Genomic DNA, 23,678 nt, shown 5'->3' with positions numbered 1-23,678 from the left:
ACAAACCTATTAGAAAGCAATTACAAACCGGTGTTCGCCGCGATATACGCTTTCATTTTTTCCACGTCGGCCGTCATCACGTCAAAGCGCTGCGGCAGTGCTTCAATGTTTTCAAAACCGGCTGGACGTTCCGCATCGCGCCCCAGCGCTTCACGGATGGTTTCATTGAATTTCGCTGGCAAGGCAGTTTCCAGCACGATCATAGGCACACCGGTTTCTATATGCTCCAGCGCGACCTTGATACCATCGGCGGTATGCGTATCGATAGTGATGCCGTAATTTTTTTCAACCTGACGTATCGTGTTCAACCTGTCTGCATGCACCGATTTGCCTGATTGAAAACCGAAACGGGCCACCTTTTTGAACTCGTCGCCATCGCTGCCAGGTTGACCAGACAAATCAAAACCGCCCGCTGTTTCTACTTTGCCAAACAAGGCTTTCACCCGGTCTGCATCGCCATCGAGCAGATCGTAAATAAAGCGTTCAAAGTTCGAGGCTTTGGAAATGTCCATCGACGGGCTGGTGGTATGCCAGGTTTCAGCTGATTTACGCACACGATACACACCTGTGCGGAAAAACTCATCAAGCACATCATTTTCATTGGTTGCCACGACCAGCTTATCAATCGGCAAACCCATCATGCGTGCGATGTGTCCGGCACAGATATTGCCGAAATTACCCGAAGGCACAGTGAACGACACCTTTTGCGCATTACTGCTCGTTGCACTCAGGTAGCCACGGAAGTAGTACACCACTTGCGCGACCACACGTGCCCAGTTAATCGAATTGACTGTGCCGATTTTCTGGCGTTCTTTATACGCCAGATCATTGGAAACGGCCTTCACCATATCCTGACAATCGTCAAACACGCCTTCGACCGCGATATTAAAAATATTCGGATCTTGCAGGCTGAACATTTGTGCGGTCTGGAACGCGCTCATTTTTTTATGCGGCGACAGCATGAAAACGCGTATGCCTTTTTTGCCACGCATTGCATATTCAGCTGCGCTGCCGGTATCGCCGGAAGTGGCACCAAAAATATTCAGTTCCGCTTGTTTTTTTGCCAGCGCATATTCAAACAGATTACCGAGCAATTGCATCGCCATATCCTTGAACGCCAGCGTCGGGCCATTCGACAAGGCTTGCAGGATCAGCTTGCGGCCATCTTTATCTTCGAGCACGCGCAAGGGTGTGATCTGCGCTGCGTCTTCACCCTGACGCGCATTGCGATACACATCAGCGGTGTAGGTTTTTTCAACAATCGCTTTCAGGTCGTCTGCCGGAATATCAGTCGCAAATTTTTTCAGCACTTCAAACGCCAGACCGGCGTATGACAGACCGCGCCATGCATCCAGTTCAGCACCGCTGACTTGCGGGTAACTGGTGGGTAAATACAATCCGCCATCCGGCGCCAGACCACCTAAGAGAATTTCTGAGAAATTTTGTGCGGCGGCATGTCCGCGGGTTGAAGCGTATTGCATAAGATGACTGAAGTATATTAAGAGGTTAGATGAATTTTCCATCTATTATATCGCCCTTACCCCCTCAAAACCCAGGCAAAACGAATGAAAGTAAGTCTGGCGTTGTTACGGTGCGGCAGTCAGTAACACGAATCAGACGATGAACTGCCGTAACAGCTAAGTACAGTTTTACAATGCAACAGCATCATGCACTTCCAGCTTGCAGGCGTTGCGGATGGGTGTACACAACAAAGCCATGTTCGCGGACAAAACCGATCAGACAGATACCGGCTGATTCCGCCATGCTGATGGCTAAGCTGGTCGGGGCAGAAATCGTCGCCAGTATACTGATGCCTGCCCGCGCCGATTTCTGCAGCAACTCGTAACTGGCGCGGCTGCTCATGATCGCGAAACCGGCTGCCCATGCGTTTCCCGCAACAGAATCACGAATATCGGGAACCTCACCGCGCTCACAACGCAATCCACCGATCAGTTTATCCAGCGCATTGTGGCGACCGACATCTTCCCGCACGCAAAGGATGTCGCCATCCAGATCTGCCCATGCGGCCGCATGCATAGATCCCGTAGCCGCATTCAACACCTGCTTGCTGCTGAGTTGCCCAAACGCTTTGGCCAGTGCTGCTTTACTGACACGATGATCAGCATTCAGACGCGGTGTGGCAAGATCCAATGACTGCAAGCTTTCAAGACCGCACAGGCCACAGCCGGTTTTGCCCGACAGGCTACGACGTTTATTTTTGAGTCTGACAAAACATTCAGAGGCGATCTGTATCTGCAGTTCAATGCCGAGTATCGCGGTATTGCTGACCACCACAATATCGTAAATCTGCGAATGCTGATCGACGATACGCTCCGCCAGACTGAAGCCGATTGCAAAATCCTCCAGATCCAGCGGCGTCGCCATCATCACCGCATGTGAAATGCCATTAAAGACCAGCGCAACCGGCACTTCCTCAGCAATACTGTCGCTGGTTTGCAAGAACCATCCATCGGCAAACTTATGTTGATCCACAGTCATTTCACGGCTGCCGCGCGCAAATATATCCGGCGGATTCAGCGTTTCTGTTGTCATTTTTCCTGTTGCCATTTATCACGACCTTTTTGTGTCAGACTCAACAAGGTTCTGTCGCCATCCTGATGTAGCCGCACCCAACCAGGACCGGGGTTGCCAGCGATAATGTCCTCACCCAGATAGGCGACGCAACGCAGCAAGCTGCTCAGGCGCACACGTAAGCGCTTGGTCAGACGCAGGACGGGAACGGGGGTACTGCTCAATGCCAGCTCATGTAGTAAAGCATCAGCCAAGGTTGACGATGCTGGATTCATCAATACCGCTTCATTATTCATGACCAGCCAGATGCGGATGTAAGATCACAGGAATCGATTTCGAGGTCGGTGTGCGGGCGTGATCTGCAAAACTGGAGAGTGGAACGAGCCCGTTCGTTTCAGGGAAATAAGCCGCCAGACAACCGCGTGGAATATTGTATTCAACCAGCATAAACCGCTTTACCTGACGCCGGATGCCATCGTCAGACAGGCTTTCGATATCCACCCAGTCACCCGCCTGCATGCCGATGGCAGCAATATCTTCCGCATGAATAAATAAAACACGACGCTCGCCGAACACGCCGCGATAGCGATCATTCAAACCATAAATGGTCGTGTTGTACTGATCGTGAGAGCGCATCGTTGCGAGGTTAAATACCGGCGAATCACGCTGCTCACGCGCCTGATGAATTGGCAGATCAGTCGGTACCGGATGCGCATAGAAATTGGCTTTCCCTGATGCAGTCAGCCATTCCCGCTCACCGGCAGAATTACGCAAATGAAATCCGCCCGGCACTTTAACGCGCGCATTAAAGTCGGTAAACTCATCAAATACCAGCGCTATTTTGTCGCGGATGCGGTCGTAATCAGCAACCAGCCCCATCCAATCGGTTTTACTTTTTTCACCTAAAGTTGCCATCGCCAGCCGCGCTACGATCATGGGTTCCGATAATAAATCTGGCGATGCCGGTGGGTTGATGCCAGACGACAAATGCACCATGCTCATCGAATCTTCCACCGTCACCGCTTGCGGCCCGCTGGCCTGAATATCGATTTCGGTGCGGCCAAGACAAGGCAAAATCAAGGCCTCACGACCACAAACCAGATGACTGCGATTGAGCTTGGTTGTGACATGCACGGTCAGTGCGCAGTTTTGCAAAGCGCGATGGGTCAATGGTGTATCCGGCGTCGCCGTGGCAAAGTTACCGCCCATGGCAAAGAACACTTTATCCGGACTGTCGAGCATCGCCTGAATTGCGCTGACAGTGTCGTAACCATCTTCCAGCGGCGGAGCGAAATCAAACGTTTTACCAAGACGTTCAAGAAAAGCCCGCTTCGGTCTTTCATTGATGCCCATTGTGCGATCGCCCTGCACATTGCTGTGCCCGCGTACAGGACATGGGCCGACACCCGGCCTGCCGATATTGCCGCGTAGCAGCAGCAGATTCAATATCATCTGTATCGTCGCCACCGAATGCTTATGCTGCGTGATTCCCATTCCCCAGCACGCAATCACCTTGCCTGCCGCCATGTAACTGTCAGCAGCACGCTGTATCTGCACTCTATCCAGCCCGGATTCATTGACGATCACATCCCAGGATTCGGCCAGCACATCCGCCGCAAAAACTTCAAAATTCGCCGTATGCTCTGCAATAAACGTGACGTCGATCACACGCGGCTGAGCGTTGGCCTGCGCGACGATATCAGCCTCCAGCACACACTTAATCATGCCTTTAACGGCGGAGAGGTCACCACCAATGTTGAGCTGAAAATAATCCGAGGAAATTGCCGTCACTTTGCCGCCCAGCATCTCAGACATATCTTGCGGATTCTGAAATTTTTCCAGACCACGTTCACGCAAAGGATTGAATGACATGATCGCGGCGCCACGCTTTGCTGCTGCGCGTAACTCACCAAGCATACGCGGATGATTCGTACCTGGATTCTGTCCAAAAATCAGAATGGCATCCGCTTTCTGGAAATCAGCTAACAACACCGTACCCTTGCCAGTTCCGATGGCCTCACGCATCGCATATCCGGAAGGTTCGTGACACATGTTTGAACAATCAGGAAAATTATTTGTACCGAATTCACGCACAAACAGCTGATACAAAAATGCGGCCTCATTACTGGTACGACCAGAGGTATAAAAAATCGCATCGTCTGGCGTCGGCAGAGCACGCAAATGCATGGCAATTAATTCAAACGCGGTATCCCACGACACTGGCAGATACTTATCGCTAACCCTGTCATAAGCCAGTGGATGTGTCAGACGCCCCTGCGCTTCCAGCCAGTAATCTGTTTTTTCAGCAAGCTGGGTCACGGTGTAGTCAGCAAACAAGTCCGGCGTGGCTCGTCGCGCGGTTGACTCCGCAGCAACCGCCTTAGCGCCGTTTTCACAAAATTCAAAGGTTGATGTGTGATCGGCATCCGGCCAAGCGCAGCCGGGACAATCAAATCCATCAGGCTGATTCGCGGATAACAGCGTGCGTGCGCCCTTGGCAGGATTACCCTGCTCAAGAATTTGTTGCGCCACACTTTTCAGAGCGCCCCAGCCACCAGCAGGCTGGGTATAGACTTGTATGACCTTTTTATCCATCAGAACCTCTGCGCCAGTCCGTTACTTAAACAGCACAACGGCTTTCTGAAAGGTGATCCAGATTCCTGCCAGCATAGGAATGCCGACCGCCGCCCACCCTGCAATCAGCAAGACAGGATGGCTGGATACGCTGGCAACCGGGGCAACGCCGTTGTCAGTAACGGTAACGCTGCGATCATGTGCGAGCTTACGTTCCAATGCCAGCTCTTCGTCGCTCATGAAATTCTCCGGCTCCACGGGGTTTATCATTGAATTGCAGACAAAACCAAGCACCAACAATCCGGCGAGGATATACATCGTGACGTCGTAAGCATGTGCTTTTGGTACGCCTTGAGCAATCTGGTATTCGCGGATATACGTAATCAGCAAAGGGCCCAGCACACCAGCCGTTGCCCATGCCGTCAGCAAGCGGCCATGAATTGCACCCACCATTTGCGAGCCAAACATATCTGCCAGATATGCAGGTACCGTAGCAAATCCGCCGCCGTACATCGATAAAATTATGCAGAACGCCAGCACGAACAGCGCCATGCTGCCAGCCTTACCTGCACTGGGGATGGACGCATACAAAACGAACCCAAGAACAAAGAAAATGAAATAGGTTGCCTTACGGCCCAGGTAATCGGAACACGAAGCCCAGAAAAACCGCCCGCCGATATTGAATAAGGACAGCAAACCGGTAAAGCCTGCCGCAATAGTTGCGATCTGCGTTTTTTGTGCCGCGGTCAGATCATTGAAAGCAACGTCAACACCAATCAACTTACCGCCAAACACCTCCTGCAATAATGGCGATGCCATACCCAGGATGCCAATCCCCGCAGAAACATTGAGGCACAGCACACTCCATATCAGCCAGAATTGTGGGGTCTTCCACGCTTTTTCCAGATGAACATGGCGACTGGTAATCATGACATTGCTGATCTGGGTCGCCGCTGGCGCCCAGCCTACCGGTGCCCAACCGGAAGCTGGCACACGATAAGCAAAAGCACCGGCAAGCATAAAGACAAAGTAAATCGCCGCCATCGTCAGGAAGGTTTCCCATACACCGACGGACACCGGCGTCGCATAGAAACGCATCAGCCAATCGGCCAGCGGAGCCCCCACCATCGCGCCGCCACCAAAACCCATAATCGCCATGCCCGTTGCCATACCGCGACGATCAGGAAACCATTTAATCAAAGTAGAGACTGGCGAAATGTAGCCAAGACCCAGCCCGATACCGCCGATCACACCGGCACCCAGCCACATCAGCCACATTTGATGGATATAAATACCAAAAGCAGAAATGACCAGACCACCACACCAGCAGAGCGCAGACACGATGCCTGCCTTACGTGGCCCGGCATGCTCGAGCCACTTACCGAATAAAGCGGCCGAACTGCCGAGAAACACAAAAAACAAGGTGTACATCCACGCCAGAGTAGAAATACGCCAGTCGCAATCGCTGGCGAACAACTCAGCCAGCAAACTCATATCCTGCGGACAGGCGACCGGATTCTTAATCCCGATGGCACGCGACAAAGGCAACCAGAACACCGAAAAGCCATACGCCATGCCTATGCACAAATGTATCGCTAGTGCGGCCGGCGGCACCAACCAGCGGTTAAAACCCTCGCCTGCGATCGTGCGCTCTTTAGCAAACCACCCCGGTTGCGTTTGCGACATACAACACTCCTGTTTAAAAATGCTTTTTCAATAATATGACCTGAGCTTATCAAAGTAAGCGCTTTGATCCAGATCAATATTGCATTTTGTTACTAAAATTTAATTTTTTGACCACCTGCGCTACCGCTCTGATGGGGAAAATTTCTGATCAGGTCAATTCACAAAGCGCCCGTTATCAATGTCCGCAAACCAGCGGTAAATCGACAGTGCAACGCGGCGCTCTTGCTGTAACACTCTCAACAATAGCTGGCAAGGTGCTGCATCAACGATGTATCACCACCATCAACGCTTTTGCTTCAGTCTTACCTGTGTTTCTGATGGCGTGACTTTTGTCGGCTTCGTAACGAGCCGTGGCACCGACTTTAACTTTCTTGCGTGTGTTGTCCACTTCAATTTCGACACTGCCCTGCAGCACCGTCAGATGTTCAGTCGTGCCTGGATCATGTGGATTCGATACCAAGGCACCACCGGGTGCCAGCATTAACTCGTACCATTCATATTTACCGGCCAGATCCATAGGGCCAAGAATCCGTAAAACATAGCCAGCGTGTTCACCGGAGAGTGTCGGTGTTTCGTGTGACTCCAGCAAACGGATCACATCCTGCTGCGGCACTTCCGACGACAACAGCTCAGCCATCGTCACGCCCAGTGCATTTGCCAGTCGCCACGCAACGGCAATGGTGGGATTCGCTTTTTCACGTTCAATTTGCGATAGCATCGATTTGGAAACCCCCGCGGTGCGCGACAAATCTTCCAGCGTCAGGCCGCGGTCGAGACGCAACTTCTGCAAGGTTGCGCCTACTTCTGGCGGCGTATTTGATAAAACTTTTTTCATAAAGGCTCTTGCATCATTAAAAATTAATGCTTAATATTCGATATATCGAATTTGCGTTCCAGATATTGAATTTTTTAATTTATTCTAAACAAGTTAAAAAATTTCCTTTTTCCAGTCTAACAGCAGAAACCCGTCAGCCACAGCAATTACCGAGACTATCATGAGCCAGACTACATCCAGACAACACTTCATCAGCAATTTAGCGGGAAATCTGAACAATTTACGCGAGCAAGGTTTGTACAAATCAGAACGCGTGATTGCGTCGCGTCAGGGTGCGGTTGTCACTTGCGACGATGGTCGCCAGTTAATCAACCTGTGCGCAAATAACTATCTGGGACTGTCTGGCGACGAAGCGATGGTGCAGGCATCCATTGCTGCAACAGAACAATTTGGCTATGGCTTGTCATCGGTACGTTTCATCTGCGGCACGCAAACGGTACACAAGCAGTTGGAAAAAGCGATCGCAGAATTTCTCGGCACCGAAGATTGCATTTTGTATGCTGCCGCATTCGATGCTAACGGCGGTGTGTTTGAACCCCTGTTTGATGAAAATGACGCCATCATTTCCGACGCACTGAATCACGCATCGATTATCGACGGCATCCGTTTATGCAAGGCGGCACGTTATCGCTATGCACATAACGACATGACTGATCTGGAAACGCAACTGCAAGCTGCTGCAGATAAACGCCATCGTATCATCGTCACTGACGGTGTATTTTCGATGGACGGTACGATTGCCCAGCTCGATAAAATCTGCGCACTGGCAGACAAATATGATGCACTGGTGATGATAGACGAATGTCATGCCTCCGGCTTCATGGGTAAGACCGGTCGCGGCACGCATGAGCATCACAATGTGATCGGGCGCATCGACATCATCACTGGCACGCTGGGCAAAGCATTGGGCGGTGCGATGGGTGGCTTTACAGCGGGACGCAAAGAAGTGATCAACACCCTGCGTCAGAAATCACGCCCTTACCTGTTCTCGAATACGCTTGCGCCCTCAATCGCCGGTGCCTCTTTATCGGTATTGCAACGTCTGTCTTCTTCAACAGAACTACGGGATCGTCTGCATGCGAATACCGAGCACTTCCGCCGCGAAATCGTGGCACTTGGATTCACGATTAAACCGGGTACGCACCCTGTCGTTCCGGTCATGCTGTTCGATGCGCCAGTTGCGCAAGAATTTGCCGCTCGCTTGTATGAGCTCGGCGTGTTTGTCACCGGCTTCTTCTATCCGGTCGTGCCAATGGGACAAGCACGGGTTCGTGTCCAGCTGTCAGCCGCACACACAACAGAACAACTCAACACCGCACTCGCTGCTTTTGCACAAGCTGGCCGCGAACTGGGTCTGATTAAATAAGGAATCGACATGGAAAAAATATTAGTCATTGGTGCGAATGGTCAGATCGGTAGTGAGCTGGTTGAAGCGCTCGCACTGCAGCATGGCGCAGACAACGTGGTGGCGGCCGATATCAGCCCCGCCAGCCTGTACGGCGCAAAAATTTATGAAATTATCGACGTACTGAATGCGGCTCGCATCAGCGAAGTGATAGAACAGTACAACATCACGCAGGTTTATCAGTTGGCAGCACTATTATCGGCAACCGGCGAAAAAGCGCCGCTGAAAGCCTGGGAACTGAACATGGATGGCTTGCTGAATATTCTGGAAATCGCCCGCATCCGTGGTGAAGCCGGAAAGCCACTGAAAGTGTTCTGGCCTTCCTCCATCGCCGCGTTTGGCCCGAACACGCCGCCGGTCAACACACCACAATATACTGTCATGGATCCAAGCACGATCTACGGCATCAGCAAACTCGCCGGTGAACGTCTGTGCGAATATTATTTCGAAAAATATGGTGTTGATGTCCGCAGCATTCGCTATCCCGGCATCATCAGTTACAAGTCTCCACCAGGCGGCGGCACTACTGATTATGCGATTGCGATTTTCCATTCAGCATTGCGTGGCGAATCCTATGAGTGTTTTCTGGAATCAGAAACCACGCTGCCGATGATCTATATGCCAGATGCGATCCGCGCCACGATTTCGCTGATGGATGCAGACCCGACCAAACTTTCTGTACGTTCCTCCTATAATGTCGCAGGTTTAAGTTTCAATCCGCGTGAATTGGCCGCTGCAATCAAACAAAATTTGCCTGCATTTGAAATACACTACGCCCCAGACAGCAGACAAGCAATTGCCGCTTCCTGGCCACAAAGTCTGGACGACGGTCAGGCACAGAAGGACTGGAAATGGCAAGCGAACATCGGCCTCGATGCACTGGTCGCTGACATGCTGAAAAATATCACCGTAGCAGCCAAAGGATTAGACAAGGCTGCATAAATAAAATTTGAGACTGGAGTGGCGACGATGGACATGCGTGTATTTGATTTATTTAAAATTGGCGTCGGCCCCTCCAGCTCTCATACCGTTGGCCCCATGCTGGCAGGCCGGCGTTTTTTACTGGAAACACCCGATCTGCATCTGGCAACAAATGTGCAGGTTGCGCTGTATGGTTCACTCGCCCTGACAGGTGTCGGTCACGCCACCGACAAAGCGGTGCTGCTTGGCCTGATGGGAGAAACTCCGCAAGATGTTGCGCCAGAAAGCGTAGAAGAAAAGCTCGCCATTCTGAAGCAAACCAGACAGCTGAACTTACTCGGACAGCACAGCGTTGCATTTGATCCGCAAACCGATCTGCTCTGGTTCAAACAGGAAGTCTTACCCGGCCATCCGAATGGTCTCAAATTTTTCCTCACGCGCAGCGACGGCAGTATTTCTGAAAAAACTTACTACTCTACCGGCGGCGGTTTTATTTACTCTGAAGAGGAATTAACAGCCACTCCCGCAGAGAGTAAGAACACTAAAAAACCAGTGCCATTCTCATTCAATACCATGGCAGATTTACTCGCTCATGGTCAACGCACCGGCTTGTCGATCACGACGATGTTACGCGCGAACGAAAACTGTCACTGCAATGACGAAGAGTTGAATGCGGGTATTGATAACATCTGGGCGGTGATGAAAGCCTGCATCGCCCGTGGTTTGCAAATGAGCGGTGAATTGCCTGGTGGCTTGCAGGTGCAGAGGCGCGCTGCGAATCTCTGGCGCGCAGCAAATTCCAGCGCAGATGTGTTACCGCACGATGGCTTGCATCGCGTCAGCTTGTACGCGATGGCCGTCAATGAAGAAAATGCGGCTGGTGGCCGTGTTGTGACGGCTCCGACCAATGGTGCCGCTGGCATTATTCCTGCGGTATTGCGCTATTACGCCGAAGACTGTAAACCGTCAAACCCTGAGCAAGGCATCCGTAACTTTTTGCTCGCTGCATCCGCGATTGGTATGTTGTGCAAAAAAAATGCCTCTATTTCCGGCGCTGAGATAGGTTGTCAGGGCGAGGTCGGCGTCGCCTGCGCGATGGCTGCCGCCGGTCTGACCGCTGCACTCGGCGGTACTAATGCACAGATCGAGGCTGCGGCTGAAATCGGCATAGAACATCATCTGGGTATGACCTGCGACCCTATCGGCGGGCTGGTACAGATTCCCTGCATAGAGCGCAATGGCATGGGTGCCGTCAAAGCCATCACCGCCGCATCACTGGCGTTGCGCGGTGACGGTCAGCACAAAGTGACTTTAGACGACGCGATAGAAACGATGCGTCAGACTGGTGCTGACATGCAGGCAAAATACAAAGAAACCTCATTAGGTGGCCTCGCCATTCACGTTGTGACTGTGAACTATGCGGCGTGCTGACAAGGTATAAGCTGCGCCCACAATCGGATCGCGAAGTTTTCGCTATCCGATTATTTACTACCGATCAAAGAGAACTTCTTAACTCCGGCCTGCCATAACAGAAAAGCCCACGCATCAGCGCGCTCAGACTGTGCTGACTGTGCAATCTGCATTTCAGCATCAGACCTCTTTGCCGATGTTCGCAGTAAAACTGGGCGATTTTTATTGGCACTGAGTATTTGCATGCCAGCGGCTAATTTGGCAGACATCCACAGCGGGACACCAGTCTCAGTGGCATCAGCCGATATCAGCATCGCGGGATAAGCCACGCCAGAACGCAATTCATCAAACGCGAATGCCGTCTCTACTGCAGTCGTGCGATTTTTTTTCGGCGTGATTTTTTCATCGGCGGTAGGCAAAGCCTCACTACGCACGTTATGCACGTGCACCGCCGCGAACAAATCCGGGCGACGCAATGCCGCTTTAATCACGGCATCCTTGCCGGAGTCCAACTCCTCTGCAGCAAGTTTTCCGGGTGATGTATAAGCCTCCTTGATCAGATACTCTGCCGCCAGAATCACCTTCGCACTTTGGTCGTTTTTATTGTCCGCTGCAGTGTATTTCGCCAGTCTGGCAGCTTTTCTATCAACATCACTTGTTGCAGAACGCATTTGTGCAATCGCTACAATACCTCCCTGCTCCAGCCACGCCATTCTGCTTGTATCAAACCCCGGGGCAAAGAATGGCGGCGTCGCATAGTCGGTCACCAGTAGGGCCGGATGGCTACCATCCATTTCCAGGCCTGCGTGATAAATCAGCGTTAAAGGAATACGCTCACCATTGGCGGCGGCCAAATAGAAAGTTTTACTCAGAATACCGGCGGTTGGCTGCGCTGCCGTACCTGCGGGCAAGACTGAAACAAGCTGTCCGTCTTTACCAAGACGATATCTGACTGGTGCAACACTGGTAGACTGCAGAATAAAAGAAAGCTGGCCGGAAGCGGGCTCCAGCGACATTTCGCTGACGCATCCCCGCAAAGGCAAAACGATAGCACTGATGTTCCCGCTATTCGCGTCAGCTTTCAGCAATTGACTCACGCCCGCTTCACTCGCATGCCAATACACCGCGTCTTTTACTGCGAATAATTCATGCAAGATCGCGGCTCCATCTTTCACCAATGGCTTTGCCTGATTCAGCTTCAGCGTTTTTAAATCGACTTTTAACAGGCTGCCATTAGTCGTTTTCTTACGCGATAGCAGATAGATTGCGTCTCCGGCGAACGCCATACTTTCGATTTTATCCGCAGGTGCCGCAAATAACTTCCAGGCTGTGCCAACACCAGTCACTTCACTTTGTTTTGCGTAAAAATAGCTTTTTGCTTTGCCGTTCGCGTGCGTCACTTCAACGAATACCAGCGCCGCGTCCGGTACGATTCTCATGCGCACAGTGTCGTCAGACGACAAGCGGACAGGTTTTGCCATACCGGCACCGACCATCACTTTATCAATGCGCACCGGCTCGCCGATGATGTGCTGCGTAATTTCAGTTTTTCTCTGCTGAATTCCATTGTTGTGGCGATCAGCAGAGCGGGTATAAAAAACTGCCTTGCTATCCGTTTTCCAAAACGCATTATTTTCAGCATCATCAGCCAGCGTAATGCGATCATCCAATAGACGTCCCTCGCTGATATGGACGATGCTGAGATGCAATTCTGTACGACCATTGTTATTAGTTTGTGTCAGTACGCCCAGTTTGCTCATGTCGGGCGCGGGTAACAGGCGCTGTATCTGCTCATTATCTGCGGTCAGAAACAAGACCCGCTCAGCACCAACTGCCTTGCTCTGAATAATGACGCGTCTGTGCTGATCCGCACCCACCTGCACATAAATTCTGCTGTCAGCGTTTTCTATGTCTTCAATCGCAGCAGCTTTCCCGGTGACGGGAACAGTCGGCACTTCAGACAACATCTGTCTGCGCAGGCGTGCCAGCAAGGCGTCGCGCCCTTCCAGCCTTGCCATCACACTATCCGTTAGTGCATTTTGTCGTTGCAGCCAATCCTTTATCTGCACATGTTCCGTTTGTTCAAACAGGCGAAAAGGGGCTGCCGCTTCACTGGCGGCATCATCTCTGACCGACTGAACCGCCTGCACCACCGCTGGCGGCATCGCAGGATACGCTCCCCATGTCTGTGCTTGTGCCATTCCAGGCAGGAATGCACTCAATACCAACCACAGACAAGCACTTCTGAATTCAGGCATATCGCCTCCAGTAAAACGTCACTCCTAATCCCGGCTCACAAAATCGCAGTCAGGCCATCGCATTTCAGTCGTTGTTTTTTTAGCTTTAACCCTGACTTTCTGCATTTCATCGCATCCCGCTGGCGATATGTTGGGACGTTATTTACAGTACAACCATCGCAACACCAATCAAACAACCGGAGAACAACCATGAAATCACTGACAACTTCACAATTAAGCATCTTCAGCATCGCTGGATTTGCCGCAGCCATCGCACTGACAACAGCATTCCAGCAAACAGCCATCAGCGACCCACTGATTCCTGTCGTTACAATAACAGCCCAGAGAATGACGGAGCAACAGAAGATCGCTTTCGACCTTGCGCAATCCGCATCCACTGTACACACCGTGGAAATTACAGGAAAACGCCTGACAGCCGAAGAAAAACTGGCATTTGACCGCCAGGATCAAAGTATCCAGCAAGCCAGAACAAAATTGCATAAAAAGCCAGCATTGCTGGTATAAGTAAGCAACTATACTGACGATCTGAAAAAAAATTTACACTAAATTGTTTGGCAAGTCACAACACTTACCTTATAGTTGCATGTACTTCCGTTTGCAGCATTCACATATCAGCAGGTAATCATGTTAAAAAAACCGCTACTCCTGAGTTTGCTTTCAGCCACTATGCTGGCTGGTACTGTCTTTTGCAGCAACGTGTTGGCCATGACATCCATGACAATTCCGCAGAATCCGCAAGACAGAAACACCGTTGACGTCGCTCAGGAATCTGCCTCTGCCAGCGCAAGTGCGCAAGTTCAGACTCAGCTTGATCGTGGTGGCGTTGATCGCGCATCGGTACATTTGCAAATCCTGCAGCAGTCAAACACCCATTTTTCTGACAATAACGTCGCGAAAAAAACCGGTGCTTACGATAAAAAAGCACAGATTAAAGCATCCAGTAATTCCTGAACAAGCCCTGATTTCGTAAGATACTCCCCTATGCCATCGCGCCGGACTCAAGTAACGACGCTAACTCTTTAAGCGTACTCACCGGGAGTATCCCATCTCCAGCAGTATCATAAAGCGGCGCGGTCTATCCTTTTACTCAGGATGACCGAAGTGGAAGTCTGCCGCACCCCATCCATCGCACCGATCTGATCCAGCAAACGATCCAGCGTTTCTGTCGTATCGCAGCGCAAAGTCAGCATATAGTCGATTGCTCCGCTAACCGCGCACAAGGTTTCGGTTTCCGGTAATTGCTGCAAATGACGGATCAGTGACGGTGCGCATTTAGCCTCGACCGACATCCCTACATACGCCCGGACTGCGGGCTGGCGCATCGTATGACTGAGCCTGACGCCGTAGCCTTCGATAATGCCGCGCTTTTCCAATGCTGCAATTCTGGCGATCACGGTCGTGCGCGCAATCGCCACCTGCCGGGCAATCGTCGTCACCGGCGTGCGTGCATCATCCATCAGCAAGGCCAGTATTTTCTGATCAATATCATCGAGCGCAGGCTTCATGTCGTCATTTTGATTTTATATATCGTCATATTGAATTATTTTGCTACATTTTGACGATATTTTACCTACTATTATCTGACAAAATTTACATCTACACTTGCTCCAGCACCTTTTTACAACATCAATCAGGTTTTGGAGAACATCATGACAAGCAAACTCATCCTGCTCGGCGCAGGTAAAATCGGCGACGCAATTCTGAACCTGTTGTCGCATACCGGCGACTACGAAATAACGGTGGCAGACCGCGACCCACAACGCCTGAAGTATGTAGAACAGGCCGCATTTCCACACACCCGTATCGTGCAAGCCGATCTGAGCGACAAAGCTGCGGTGACTGAACTGATACGCGGTCATCAGGTAACGCTGTCCGCTTGTCCCTATTTTCTGACTCCCATTATTGCGGGTGCTGCGCGCGAGGCAAATTCGCATTATTTCGATCTGACCGAAGATGTGGAAAGCACACGTATCGTCAAACAGCTCGCCGAGGGAGCGCATTCTGCATTTGTGCCGCAATGTGGCCTGGCACCGGGCTTTATCTCTATCGTTGCCAACGATGTCGCCCAGCGTTTCGACACCTTGCGTGATGTCAGCATGCGCGTCGGCGCCCTGCCGACATTTCCGAACAATGCGCTCAAATACAATCTGACCTGGAGCACTGACGGTCTGATCAACGAATACTGCAATCCTTGTGAAGCGATCGTCGATGGCCAACTACGTGAAACCGCGGCGCTCGAAGAAATCGAACACTTTTCACTCGACGGCATAGACTACGAAGCCTTTAACACTTCCGGCGGCCTCGGCACACTCTGCGAAAGTCTGGAGGGCAAGGTACAAAATCTGAATTACAAAACCGTGCGCTACCCAGGACACCGTGATATCGTCAAAATGCTGATCCGCGATCTGGAACTCGGCAAAATCGAACGCCGCCCCATCCTGAAAGATGTACTGGAAACGTCCATCCCTATGACCAAGCAAGACGTGGTACTGGTATTCGTCAGCGTGGTCGGTATGCGCGCTGGCCGGCTGGAACAAGAATCGTATGCGAAAAAAATCTATGCTCAGAATGTGAATGGTCAGTTGCTGTCTGCCATACAATTAACAACCGCTTCCGGCATCTGCGCGATGGTGGATCTGGTGGTCAGCGGCAAGCTGCCACAACGTGGACTGGTGCGACAAGAGCAAACGAAGTTATCTGATTTCCTCAGTAACCGTTTTGGTCAGTATTACGCTGTCTGATATCCGGCAGGCTGACGTTCTGCTGCGACGTCATTATTTTTAACCGAAGCGGGTCATCCACAAGAAGACCCGCTTCCACCCAAATGAGCGATCATGATTATGGATAACGCGACACTTCACACCTTACTCAATAGCATGGGAGTTGATCTCCGCCATTATCAGGGAACAGAACTGCACAGCATTTCCCCTGTCGATGGCACGCCGCTCGCCAGTCTGGCTGCCGACTCCGCTGCGCAGATCGATGCCCGCATCAGCCGCGCACAAGCGGCATTTCAGCAATGGCGACAAGTGCCGGCACCACGCCGCGGCGAGCTGGTGCGCCTGTTTGGTGACGAGTTACGCACACACAAAGAAGCGCTGGGCAAAATCGTCACGCTCGAAGCTGGCAAAATTTTGCAGGAAGGTTTGGGTGAAGTACAGGAAATGATCGATATCTGCGATTTCGCTGTCGGGCTTTCGCGCCAGTTATATGGTCTGACCATCGCCTCGGAACGCCCGGGGCACAGGATGATGGAACAATGGCTGCCGCTGGGCGTGGTCGGCGTGATTTCAGCGTTTAACTTCCCGGTCGCGGTCTGGGCCTGGAATGCCGCGCTGGCCTTTGTTTGCGGCGACAGCGTGATCTGGAAACCATCAGAAAAAACGCCGCTGACCGCCATCGCCACCCACGCTTTATTCATGAAGGCCGTGGCCAGATTTGGCAGCGATGCACCCGAAGGTTTAGCCGAATTGATTATCGGCGGTCGTGATGCCGGTGCCAGCATGGTCGCAGATCCACGCATCAAACTCGTCAGCGCCACTGGCAGCACACGCATGGGAAAACAGGTCGCCGCCGTATGCGCGCAGCGACTCGCGCGCAGCATACTGGAACTCGGCGGCAACAATGCGATGATCGTAGCTCCCAGCGCCGATCTGGAAATGGCAGTACGTGCGATTACTTTTTCCGCTGTGGGCACAGCCGGACAACGCTGCACCACCCTGCGCCGCTTATTCGTGCATGACAGCATCTACGACACACTGGTGCCACGCCTGCAGAAAATCTACGCTGGCCTGCCTGTCGGCTCGCCACTGGAAAAAACCACCTTGGTCGGCCCTTTGATTGACCACGCTGCATTTGAAGCAATGCAAAGTGCGCTGGCAATCGCCGTGGGCGAGCATGGCAAGGTTTACGGCGGCGAACGTATTACTGTGTCCGGCTGCGAAGCCGGCTATTACGTACGCCCTGCCTTGGTTGAAATGCCAGCACAAACGATAGCGATGCATCACGAAACCTTCGCCCCTATTCTGTACATCGTGCGCTACCAGTATCTGGCACAGGCGATCGAATGGAATAACGCGGTTCCGCAAGGTTTATCCTCTGCGATTTTCACCACCGACATGCGTGAAGCCGAAACCTTCGTCTCGGCAACTGGCAGTGATTGCGGTATCGCGAATGTGAATATCGGCCCGTCGGGTGCGGAAATCGGCGGGGCTTTTGGCGGCGAAAAAGATACCGGCGGCGGTCGTGAATCTGGTTCTGATGCGTGGAAAGCCTATATGCGCCGCGCTACCAATACCTTTAATTACAGCAACTCGCTGCCGCTGGCGCAGGGAATCAGCTTCGATATCTGAATCAGGGTTTGCCTCCAGCCTTCAGCCCCGGCTACGTTGCCGGGGCTTTTTTTCAGGATGAGACAGACCAGATTGAGAGTGCCGAATACGCCGCCCAGTCCATCACAGACGCTTAAAAGCCTTTGCAATCAGCAAAATATACTGGGGTGAGTATATTTAAAAGCCCAGACTTTACGCGGACATTCGCCGTAAAATCACACATACTCCCCCTTATTAGCATAAATATTGGCATATATCATGGAAAAACGCAGCCTCGACGGCATTACCCTAGAGCAAATTCTTCACCATCTGGTCGATCAGTACGGCTGGGAAGTATTAGGGCAAAAAATCCCGGTGCGCTGCTTCATTTCCGATCCGAGTGTAAAATCGAGCCTGAAGTTTTTACGCAAAACGCCTTGGGCACGCGAAAAAGTCGAACAGCTATTTCTACAATCCTGATCTGCGCTGACGTTTGCGCCAAGCCGTGACAAACGCTGCACCTTCCCCGTCATCGCAAAAAAAGCCCTTGCCTGACAGAATTACTCAAGTTTGCTATACTTGATCAAAATGCTCAACAACTCAGGGCATTCAGGAATTTCTGTCTCAGGCACCAGGAGCTAGCGTATGCGCCTCACTACTAAAGGACGTTTTGCCGTTACGGCAATGATTGATCTGGCATTGCGTCAGGACAAGGGTCCTGTCACGCTCGCCGGCATCAGCCAACGTCAGGATATTTCCCTGTCCTATCTCGAACAGCTGTTTGGCAAACTGCGCCGACACGAAATCGTCGAGTCGGTACGCGGCCCCGGCGGCGGCTACAATCTTGCCCGCAAAGCACAACAGGTCACGGTGGCAGACATTATTATTGCCGTTGATGAACCACTCGATGCCACACAATGCGGCGGTAAAGGCAGTTGTCACGGCAGCGATCATGAAAATGGCCTGCACTGTATGACGCATGATTTATGGGCGACGCTGAACGCTAAAATGGTCGATTATCTTGACTCAGTTTCTCTGCAGGATCTGGTCAATCAGCAAAAACAGAAAATCTCGGAAAACCAGGTCGTTGTCGTGCGTCAGCCGCATGCCAATCACACTGCTACTTGAATATTTGGAGTCTTGAATGAATGCCCCTTTAGAACAAAGCCTGCTCGATACGCTGAAAACACCGCATTTTCCGATTTACATGGATTACTCGGCGACGACCCCGGTTGATCCGCGCGTTGCCGATAAAATGATCCCGTTTTTGCGTGCCCAGTTTGGTAATCCTGCATCCCGCAGTCACATGTATGGCTGGGATGCGGAAGCTGCGGTTGAAGAAGCACGCGGCAATGTCGCGGCACTGGTCAACGCTGACCCACGCGAAATCATCTGGACATCCGGCGCAACGGAAAGCAATAACCTTGCACTGAAAGGTGCAGCGCATTTCTATAAAGCCAAAGGCAAGCACATTATTACGGTGAAAACCGAGCACAAAGCCGTGCTCGATACTGTGCGCGAACTGGAACGCCAGGGGTTTGAAGCAACCTACCTGCAACCGCAGGACAATGGCCTGATCACAGTCGAGCAATTAAAAGCCGCGATCCGCCCCGATACGATTCTGGTGTCGGTGATGTGGGTGAATAATGAAATCGGCGTGGTTCAGCCTATCGCTGAAATTGGCGAACTGTGCCGCGAAAAAGGCATCGTTTTTCATTCAGACGCAGCACAAGCAACTGGCAAAGTTGAAATCGATCTGGAAAACGTCAAAGTCGATCTGGTGTCTTTTTCTGCGCATAAAACGTATGGCCCGAAAGGCATAGGCGCCTTGTACATTCGCCGCAAACCACGCGTGCGTCTCGAAGCGCAAATGCACGGTGGCGGTCATGAACGCGGCTTCCGTTCCGGCACACTGGCTCCGCATCAATGCGTAGGCATGGGCGAAGCCTTCCGTATCGCCAAAGAAGAAATGCAAAGCGAGCTGGCACATGTACGTGCCATGCGTGATCGTCTGGCCAAAGGGCTGAACGAAATCGAAGAAACCTATGTGAATGGTGATATGGCGCACCGTGTTCCGCATAATCTGAACGTCAGCTTCAATTATGTTGAGGGTGAATCCCTGATCATGGCAGTCAAAGATATCGCCGTCTCATCCGGTTCCGCATGTACTTCCGCGAGTCTGGAGCCGTCGTATGTATTGCGCGCACTGGGTCGCAGCGATGAACTCGCGCACAGCTCGATACGCTTTACGATCGGTCGTTTCACTACCGAAGAAGACATTGATTTCGCGATCAATCTGCTGAAAACCAAAGTAGAAAAACTGCGCGAATTATCACCACTGTGGGATATGTACAAAGAAGGCATCGACATCTCGACAATTCAGTGGGCAGCACACTAAGGCAGCACGTTCATTAACATATCCGGATTCTGGTGATATTGTTCACCAGAGAGAACGAACAGTAAAAAATTCAGGAGCATCATCATGGCATACTCAGATAAAGTTTTAGATCACTACGAACATCCACGCAACGTCGGCGCATTTGAAAAAGGCGACGAAACGGTTGGCACCGGTATGGTAGGCGCGCCTGCCTGCGGCGACGTAATGAAACTGCAAATCAAAGTGGGCGCGAATGGCGTGATTGAAGATGCGAAATTCAAAACCTACGGCTGCGGCTCTGCGATTGCTTCATCATCGCTCGTCACCGAATGGGTAAAAGGCAAAACGCTGGATCAGGCGCTGGAAATCAAAAATACGGCGATTGCGGAAGAACTTGCTTTGCCGCCGGTCAAGATCCACTGCTCAATTCTGGCGGAAGATGCGATCAAAGCAGCAGTGCTGGATTACAAAAACAAGCACGGCGCGCAATAAACAAACCAGCAGCGAAGCATCAATCAGTATCAACAACGCAGCATCAGGCTTGACTATAAATACGGCAGCGGTGCTGCCGTAGAGATTGGAAATACCATGGCAATCACACTGACAGAAAAAGCAGCAAAACACGTTTCCCGCTATATGGAGCGTCGGGGCAAAGGCATAGGCCTGCGCTTTGGCGTACGCACTACCGGATGCTCAGGCATGGCGTATAAACTCGAATACGTTGATGAAGTCGGCAGTGATGATCAGGTGTTTGAATCTCACGGCGTAAAGGTGTTTGTCGATCCGAAAAGCCTGCCTTACATTGACGGCACTGAACTCGACTTCGCGCGCGAAGGCCTGAACGAAGGCTTTAAATTTTATAACCCGAATGTCAAGGATGAATGCGGTTGCGGTGAAAGCTTCCGGATTTAAGGTTCAGCATGCAAAATCATTTTGAGCTGTTTCAATTGCCACAACAGTTCGCCGTAGATAGCGCACAACTCGACCGCGCTTATCGCGAAGTCCAGAACACCGTGCATCCGGACAAATTTGTGCAGGCAAGTGACGCAGAAAAGCGCGTTGCAATGCAATGGGCGACACACGCCAATGAGGCTTACCAGACGCTGAAAAAGCCGTTGAAACGCGCAACCTACCTCTGTCAATTACAGGGCGTTGATTTACAGACTGAATCCAATACGAGCATGCCCGCTGCATTTCTGATGCAACAAATGGAATGGCGCGAAACGTTCGAAGACGCGCGTCATTCAAATAACATCAGCGCCCTGCTTGCACTCGAAAAAGAATTGCACGACGCACTGAAATCAGCGCTGCAACAAGTTGGCTCAGCGCTTGATGCGCAGGACTACAAAGCAGCGACGTTGCATATCCGCACCTGCATGTTTTTGGAAAAATTCATCGCCGATATTGCAGCACTGGAAGAGTAAATCCGAATAACCCGCGCATTCTTTGCGCCCATCTGATGGCTTGCCATCCACGCATATAACACCATGGCTTTACTGCAGATTTCCGAACCCGGCATGTCCACCGCTCCACACCAGCACCGTCTGGCCGTCGGAATTGATCTTGGTACGACTAACTCTCTGGTCGCAACTGTACGCAACAGTATCCCCGAAGTATTAAACGATGAAGAGGGACGCCCTTTACTTCCTTCTGTCGTACGCTATCTTCCGAATGGACATGCGCACATCGGCTTTAAAGCACAGGCGGAACAAAGTAACGACCCAAAAAATACGATCGCGTCAGTCAAACGTTTTATGGGACGTGGCCTGAAAGATATTAGCCACGCCGAAAATCTTCCGTACGACTTTATCGATGCGCCAGGCATGGTGCAACTCAGAACCGTCGCCGGCATCAAAAGCCCGGTAGAAGTTTCCGCGCAAATTCTCGCAACATTGCGCCAGCAAGCCGAAGATGCACTCGGCGATGATTTAGTCGGTGCCGTGATTACTGTTCCTGCTTATTTTGATGATGCGCAACGGCAGGCAACCAAAGATGCGGCCAAGCTGGCTGGTCTCAACGTATTGCGGCTGCTGAATGAACCAACCGCCGCCGCAATTGCGTATGGTCTGGATAATGCGTCGGAAGGCACATATGCCGTCTATGATCTCGGCGGCGGCACTTTCGACATTTCGATACTGAAAATGAGCAAAGGTGTATTTGAAGTTTTATCGACCGGTGGCGACTCTGCGCTCGGCGGCGATGACTTTGACCATCGCCTGTTTTGCTGGATTTTGCAGGAATCCCGGTTAGCGCCTTTATCCGATGAAGATACCAGCACGCTGATGATCAAGGCGCGCGAAGCCAAAGAGATTTTATCCAGCAAAACCAGCACTTACATCGATGCCAAACTGAATTCAGGCGAAAGCGTACATCTGCAGATCAGCGCCGCGCAATTCTCGGAAATGACGCAGAATCTGGTGTTAAAAACCATCACGCCTTGCCGCAAAGCGCTGCGCGATGCCGGTTTGTCGGCTGACGACATCGACGGCGTCGTACTGGTCGGCGGTGCCACGCGTATGCCGCATGTGCGCAAAGCGGTCGGTGAATTTTTCCATACAACGCCGCTGGCCAATATCGATCCGGATAAAGTGGTCGCCCTCGGTGCCGCAATACAGGCCAATCTGCTGGCGGGTAATCGCGCTGCTGGCGACGACTGGTTGCTGCTGGATGTGATTCCACTGTCGCTGGGTGTAGAAACCATGGGCGGACTGGCCGAAAAAGTCATTCCGCGCAATTCGACGATTCCTTGCGCCCGCGCGCAGGAATTCACGACATTCAAAGATGGCCAGACCGCGATGGCAATTCATATCGTACAAGGCGAACGTGAACTTGTCAGCGACTGCCGCTCACTGGCGCGTTTCGAGTTACGCGGTATTCCGCCAATGGCTGCGGGTGCTGCGCGCATCCGGATTACGTATCAGGTTGATGCCGACGGCCTGTTATCGGTCTCAGCACGTGAATTGCGCTCCGGCGTTGAAGCGACGATCACCGTCAAGCCTTCGTACGGCCTTGCCGACGACGACATCACGCGCATGTTGCAAGATTCGTTCAGTTCCGCAGATCAGGACATGCAACAAAGAGCATTGCGCGAAGAACAGGTTGAAGCAGAAAGAATTTTACTGGCAACCCAATCGGCGTTAGAGGCAGATCGCCATCTGATTTCAGACGCAGAATACGACACGATCTCGCAGTTGATGCAACAAGTAAAAAAACTGGCACAGCAAGACGATCATCAGGCTTTACACAACGCGATTACTGCTCTGGCGCATGGCACCGAAGAATTCGCTGCCCGCCGCATGGATCAGAGCGTACGTTCAGCACTGGCTGGAAAAAAACTTGACGAGATCGCCTGATTTTCGCCGCATCGCCA

The 23,678-nt window shown here is 51.7% G+C and carries 22 protein-coding genes; 14 read left to right on the top strand and 8 right to left on the bottom strand.

Annotation, left to right across the window (positions count from 1 at the left end):
* Positions 1-20: 20 nt before the first annotated feature.
* From thrC to H8K29_RS15620, 6 genes are all read right to left on the bottom strand, one after another.
* A complete protein-coding gene (gene thrC, locus H8K29_RS15645) occupies positions 21-1,481 on the bottom strand; it encodes a threonine synthase (protein WP_186898338.1) in 1,461 nt (486 codons plus the stop codon).
* Between the two features lie 184 nt (positions 1,482-1,665).
* Positions 1,666-2,553 carry a formate dehydrogenase accessory sulfurtransferase FdhD gene (gene fdhD / locus H8K29_RS15640; protein WP_186898337.1) on the bottom strand — a complete coding sequence of 296 codons (888 nt, stop codon included), beginning with the start codon at positions 2,551-2,553 and terminating at the stop codon, positions 1,666-1,668.
* Positions 2,550-2,828: a hypothetical protein gene (locus tag H8K29_RS15635; RefSeq protein ID WP_255423412.1), complete on the bottom strand. Its 279-nt coding sequence runs from the start codon at positions 2,826-2,828 to the stop codon at positions 2,550-2,552. Before H8K29_RS15635 ends, fdhD begins: the two co-directional genes overlap by 4 nt.
* Positions 2,821-5,127 carry an FdhF/YdeP family oxidoreductase gene (locus tag H8K29_RS15630; protein WP_186898336.1) on the bottom strand — a complete coding sequence of 769 codons (2,307 nt, stop codon included), beginning with the start codon at positions 5,125-5,127 and terminating at the stop codon, positions 2,821-2,823. The genes H8K29_RS15635 and H8K29_RS15630 overlap by 8 nt, the downstream gene beginning before the upstream one ends.
* A gap of 21 nt (positions 5,128-5,148) precedes the next feature.
* On the bottom strand, positions 5,149-6,792 hold the full coding sequence (locus H8K29_RS15625) for an OFA family MFS transporter (protein WP_186898335.1): 1,644 nt from the start codon (positions 6,790-6,792) through the stop codon (positions 5,149-5,151).
* A 262-nt stretch (positions 6,793-7,054) separates the two neighbouring features.
* Positions 7,055-7,627 (bottom strand): helix-turn-helix domain-containing protein, encoded by a 573-nt coding sequence (locus H8K29_RS15620; protein ID WP_186883585.1) that lies wholly within the window; start codon positions 7,625-7,627, stop codon positions 7,055-7,057.
* A 160-nt stretch (positions 7,628-7,787) separates the two neighbouring features.
* Here H8K29_RS15620 and kbl point away from each other — a divergent pair, with 160 nt between their 5' ends.
* From kbl to H8K29_RS15605, 3 genes are read left to right on the top strand one after another with little or no spacing between them, the layout of a single operon-like run.
* Positions 7,788-8,993 (top strand): glycine C-acetyltransferase, encoded by a 1,206-nt coding sequence (gene kbl, locus H8K29_RS15615; RefSeq protein WP_186898334.1) that lies wholly within the window; start codon positions 7,788-7,790, stop codon positions 8,991-8,993.
* Positions 8,994-9,002: 9 nt separating this feature from the next.
* A complete protein-coding gene (locus H8K29_RS15610) occupies positions 9,003-9,974 on the top strand; it encodes an NAD-dependent epimerase/dehydratase family protein (protein WP_186898333.1) in 972 nt (323 codons plus the stop codon).
* A 27-nt stretch (positions 9,975-10,001) separates the two neighbouring features.
* Entirely contained in the window at positions 10,002-11,384 is a 1,383-nt protein-coding gene (locus H8K29_RS15605) for an L-serine ammonia-lyase (protein ID WP_186898332.1), read from the top strand.
* A 50-nt stretch (positions 11,385-11,434) separates the two neighbouring features.
* On the opposite strand, the gene H8K29_RS15600 is transcribed toward H8K29_RS15605, so the two are convergent.
* Positions 11,435-13,621: a prolyl oligopeptidase family serine peptidase gene (locus H8K29_RS15600; RefSeq protein ID WP_186898331.1), complete on the bottom strand. Its 2,187-nt coding sequence runs from the start codon at positions 13,619-13,621 to the stop codon at positions 11,435-11,437.
* Positions 13,622-13,810: 189 nt separating this feature from the next.
* Here H8K29_RS15600 and H8K29_RS15595 point away from each other — a divergent pair, with 189 nt between their 5' ends.
* Positions 13,811-14,125, top strand: coding sequence for a hypothetical protein (locus H8K29_RS15595; protein WP_186883590.1), 315 nt, complete (start codon positions 13,811-13,813; stop codon positions 14,123-14,125).
* Between the two features lie 201 nt (positions 14,126-14,326).
* The gene (locus H8K29_RS15590) at positions 14,327-14,572 is read left to right on the top strand and encodes a hypothetical protein (protein WP_186883591.1); all 246 of its coding nucleotides are present in this window, start codon (positions 14,327-14,329) and stop codon (positions 14,570-14,572) included.
* Between the two features lie 107 nt (positions 14,573-14,679).
* Here the strand turns inward: H8K29_RS15590 and H8K29_RS15585 are convergent, their stop codons facing one another.
* Positions 14,680-15,126 (bottom strand): Lrp/AsnC family transcriptional regulator, encoded by a 447-nt coding sequence (locus H8K29_RS15585; protein WP_186883592.1) that lies wholly within the window; start codon positions 15,124-15,126, stop codon positions 14,680-14,682.
* A 144-nt stretch (positions 15,127-15,270) separates the two neighbouring features.
* Between H8K29_RS15585 and H8K29_RS15580 the strand changes: the two genes are divergently transcribed.
* From H8K29_RS15580 to hscA, 9 genes are all read left to right on the top strand, one after another.
* On the top strand, positions 15,271-16,362 hold the full coding sequence (locus H8K29_RS15580; RefSeq protein ID WP_186883593.1) for a saccharopine dehydrogenase family protein: 1,092 nt from the start codon (positions 15,271-15,273) through the stop codon (positions 16,360-16,362).
* Between the two features lie 99 nt (positions 16,363-16,461).
* Positions 16,462-17,973 carry an aldehyde dehydrogenase family protein gene (locus tag H8K29_RS15575; RefSeq protein WP_186898422.1) on the top strand — a complete coding sequence of 504 codons (1,512 nt, stop codon included), beginning with the start codon at positions 16,462-16,464 and terminating at the stop codon, positions 17,971-17,973.
* A gap of 237 nt (positions 17,974-18,210) precedes the next feature.
* Positions 18,211-18,411: a VF530 family DNA-binding protein gene (locus H8K29_RS15570; RefSeq protein ID WP_186883595.1), complete on the top strand. Its 201-nt coding sequence runs from the start codon at positions 18,211-18,213 to the stop codon at positions 18,409-18,411.
* 165 nt (positions 18,412-18,576) lie between these two features.
* Positions 18,577-19,059 carry a Fe-S cluster assembly transcriptional regulator IscR gene (gene iscR / locus H8K29_RS15565; protein ID WP_186883596.1) on the top strand — a complete coding sequence of 161 codons (483 nt, stop codon included), beginning with the start codon at positions 18,577-18,579 and terminating at the stop codon, positions 19,057-19,059.
* A 16-nt stretch (positions 19,060-19,075) separates the two neighbouring features.
* Positions 19,076-20,329: an IscS subfamily cysteine desulfurase gene (locus H8K29_RS15560; protein WP_186898330.1), complete on the top strand. Its 1,254-nt coding sequence runs from the start codon at positions 19,076-19,078 to the stop codon at positions 20,327-20,329.
* A gap of 84 nt (positions 20,330-20,413) precedes the next feature.
* Entirely contained in the window at positions 20,414-20,800 is a 387-nt protein-coding gene (iscU, locus tag H8K29_RS15555; protein WP_186883598.1) for a Fe-S cluster assembly scaffold IscU, read from the top strand.
* 96 nt (positions 20,801-20,896) lie between these two features.
* Positions 20,897-21,220: an iron-sulfur cluster assembly protein IscA gene (iscA, locus tag H8K29_RS15550; protein ID WP_186883599.1), complete on the top strand. Its 324-nt coding sequence runs from the start codon at positions 20,897-20,899 to the stop codon at positions 21,218-21,220.
* A gap of 8 nt (positions 21,221-21,228) precedes the next feature.
* Complete coding sequence (hscB, locus tag H8K29_RS15545; RefSeq protein WP_186898329.1) at positions 21,229-21,732, top strand: Fe-S protein assembly co-chaperone HscB; 504 nt, start codon at positions 21,229-21,231, stop codon at positions 21,730-21,732.
* 63 nt (positions 21,733-21,795) lie between these two features.
* Positions 21,796-23,661, top strand: a complete 1,866-nt coding sequence (gene hscA, locus H8K29_RS15540; RefSeq protein ID WP_186898328.1) for a Fe-S protein assembly chaperone HscA — start codon at positions 21,796-21,798, stop codon at positions 23,659-23,661.
* Positions 23,662-23,678 lie beyond the last annotated feature (17 nt).

The sequence above is a fragment of the Undibacterium sp. CY21W genome (assembly GCF_014284265.1).
In the GTDB taxonomy this organism is placed as follows: domain Bacteria; phylum Pseudomonadota; class Gammaproteobacteria; order Burkholderiales; family Burkholderiaceae_D; genus Undibacterium; species Undibacterium aquatile.
Note: the sequence above shows the minus strand (reverse complement) of the source record. Positions and strands in the feature narration are given on the sequence as shown.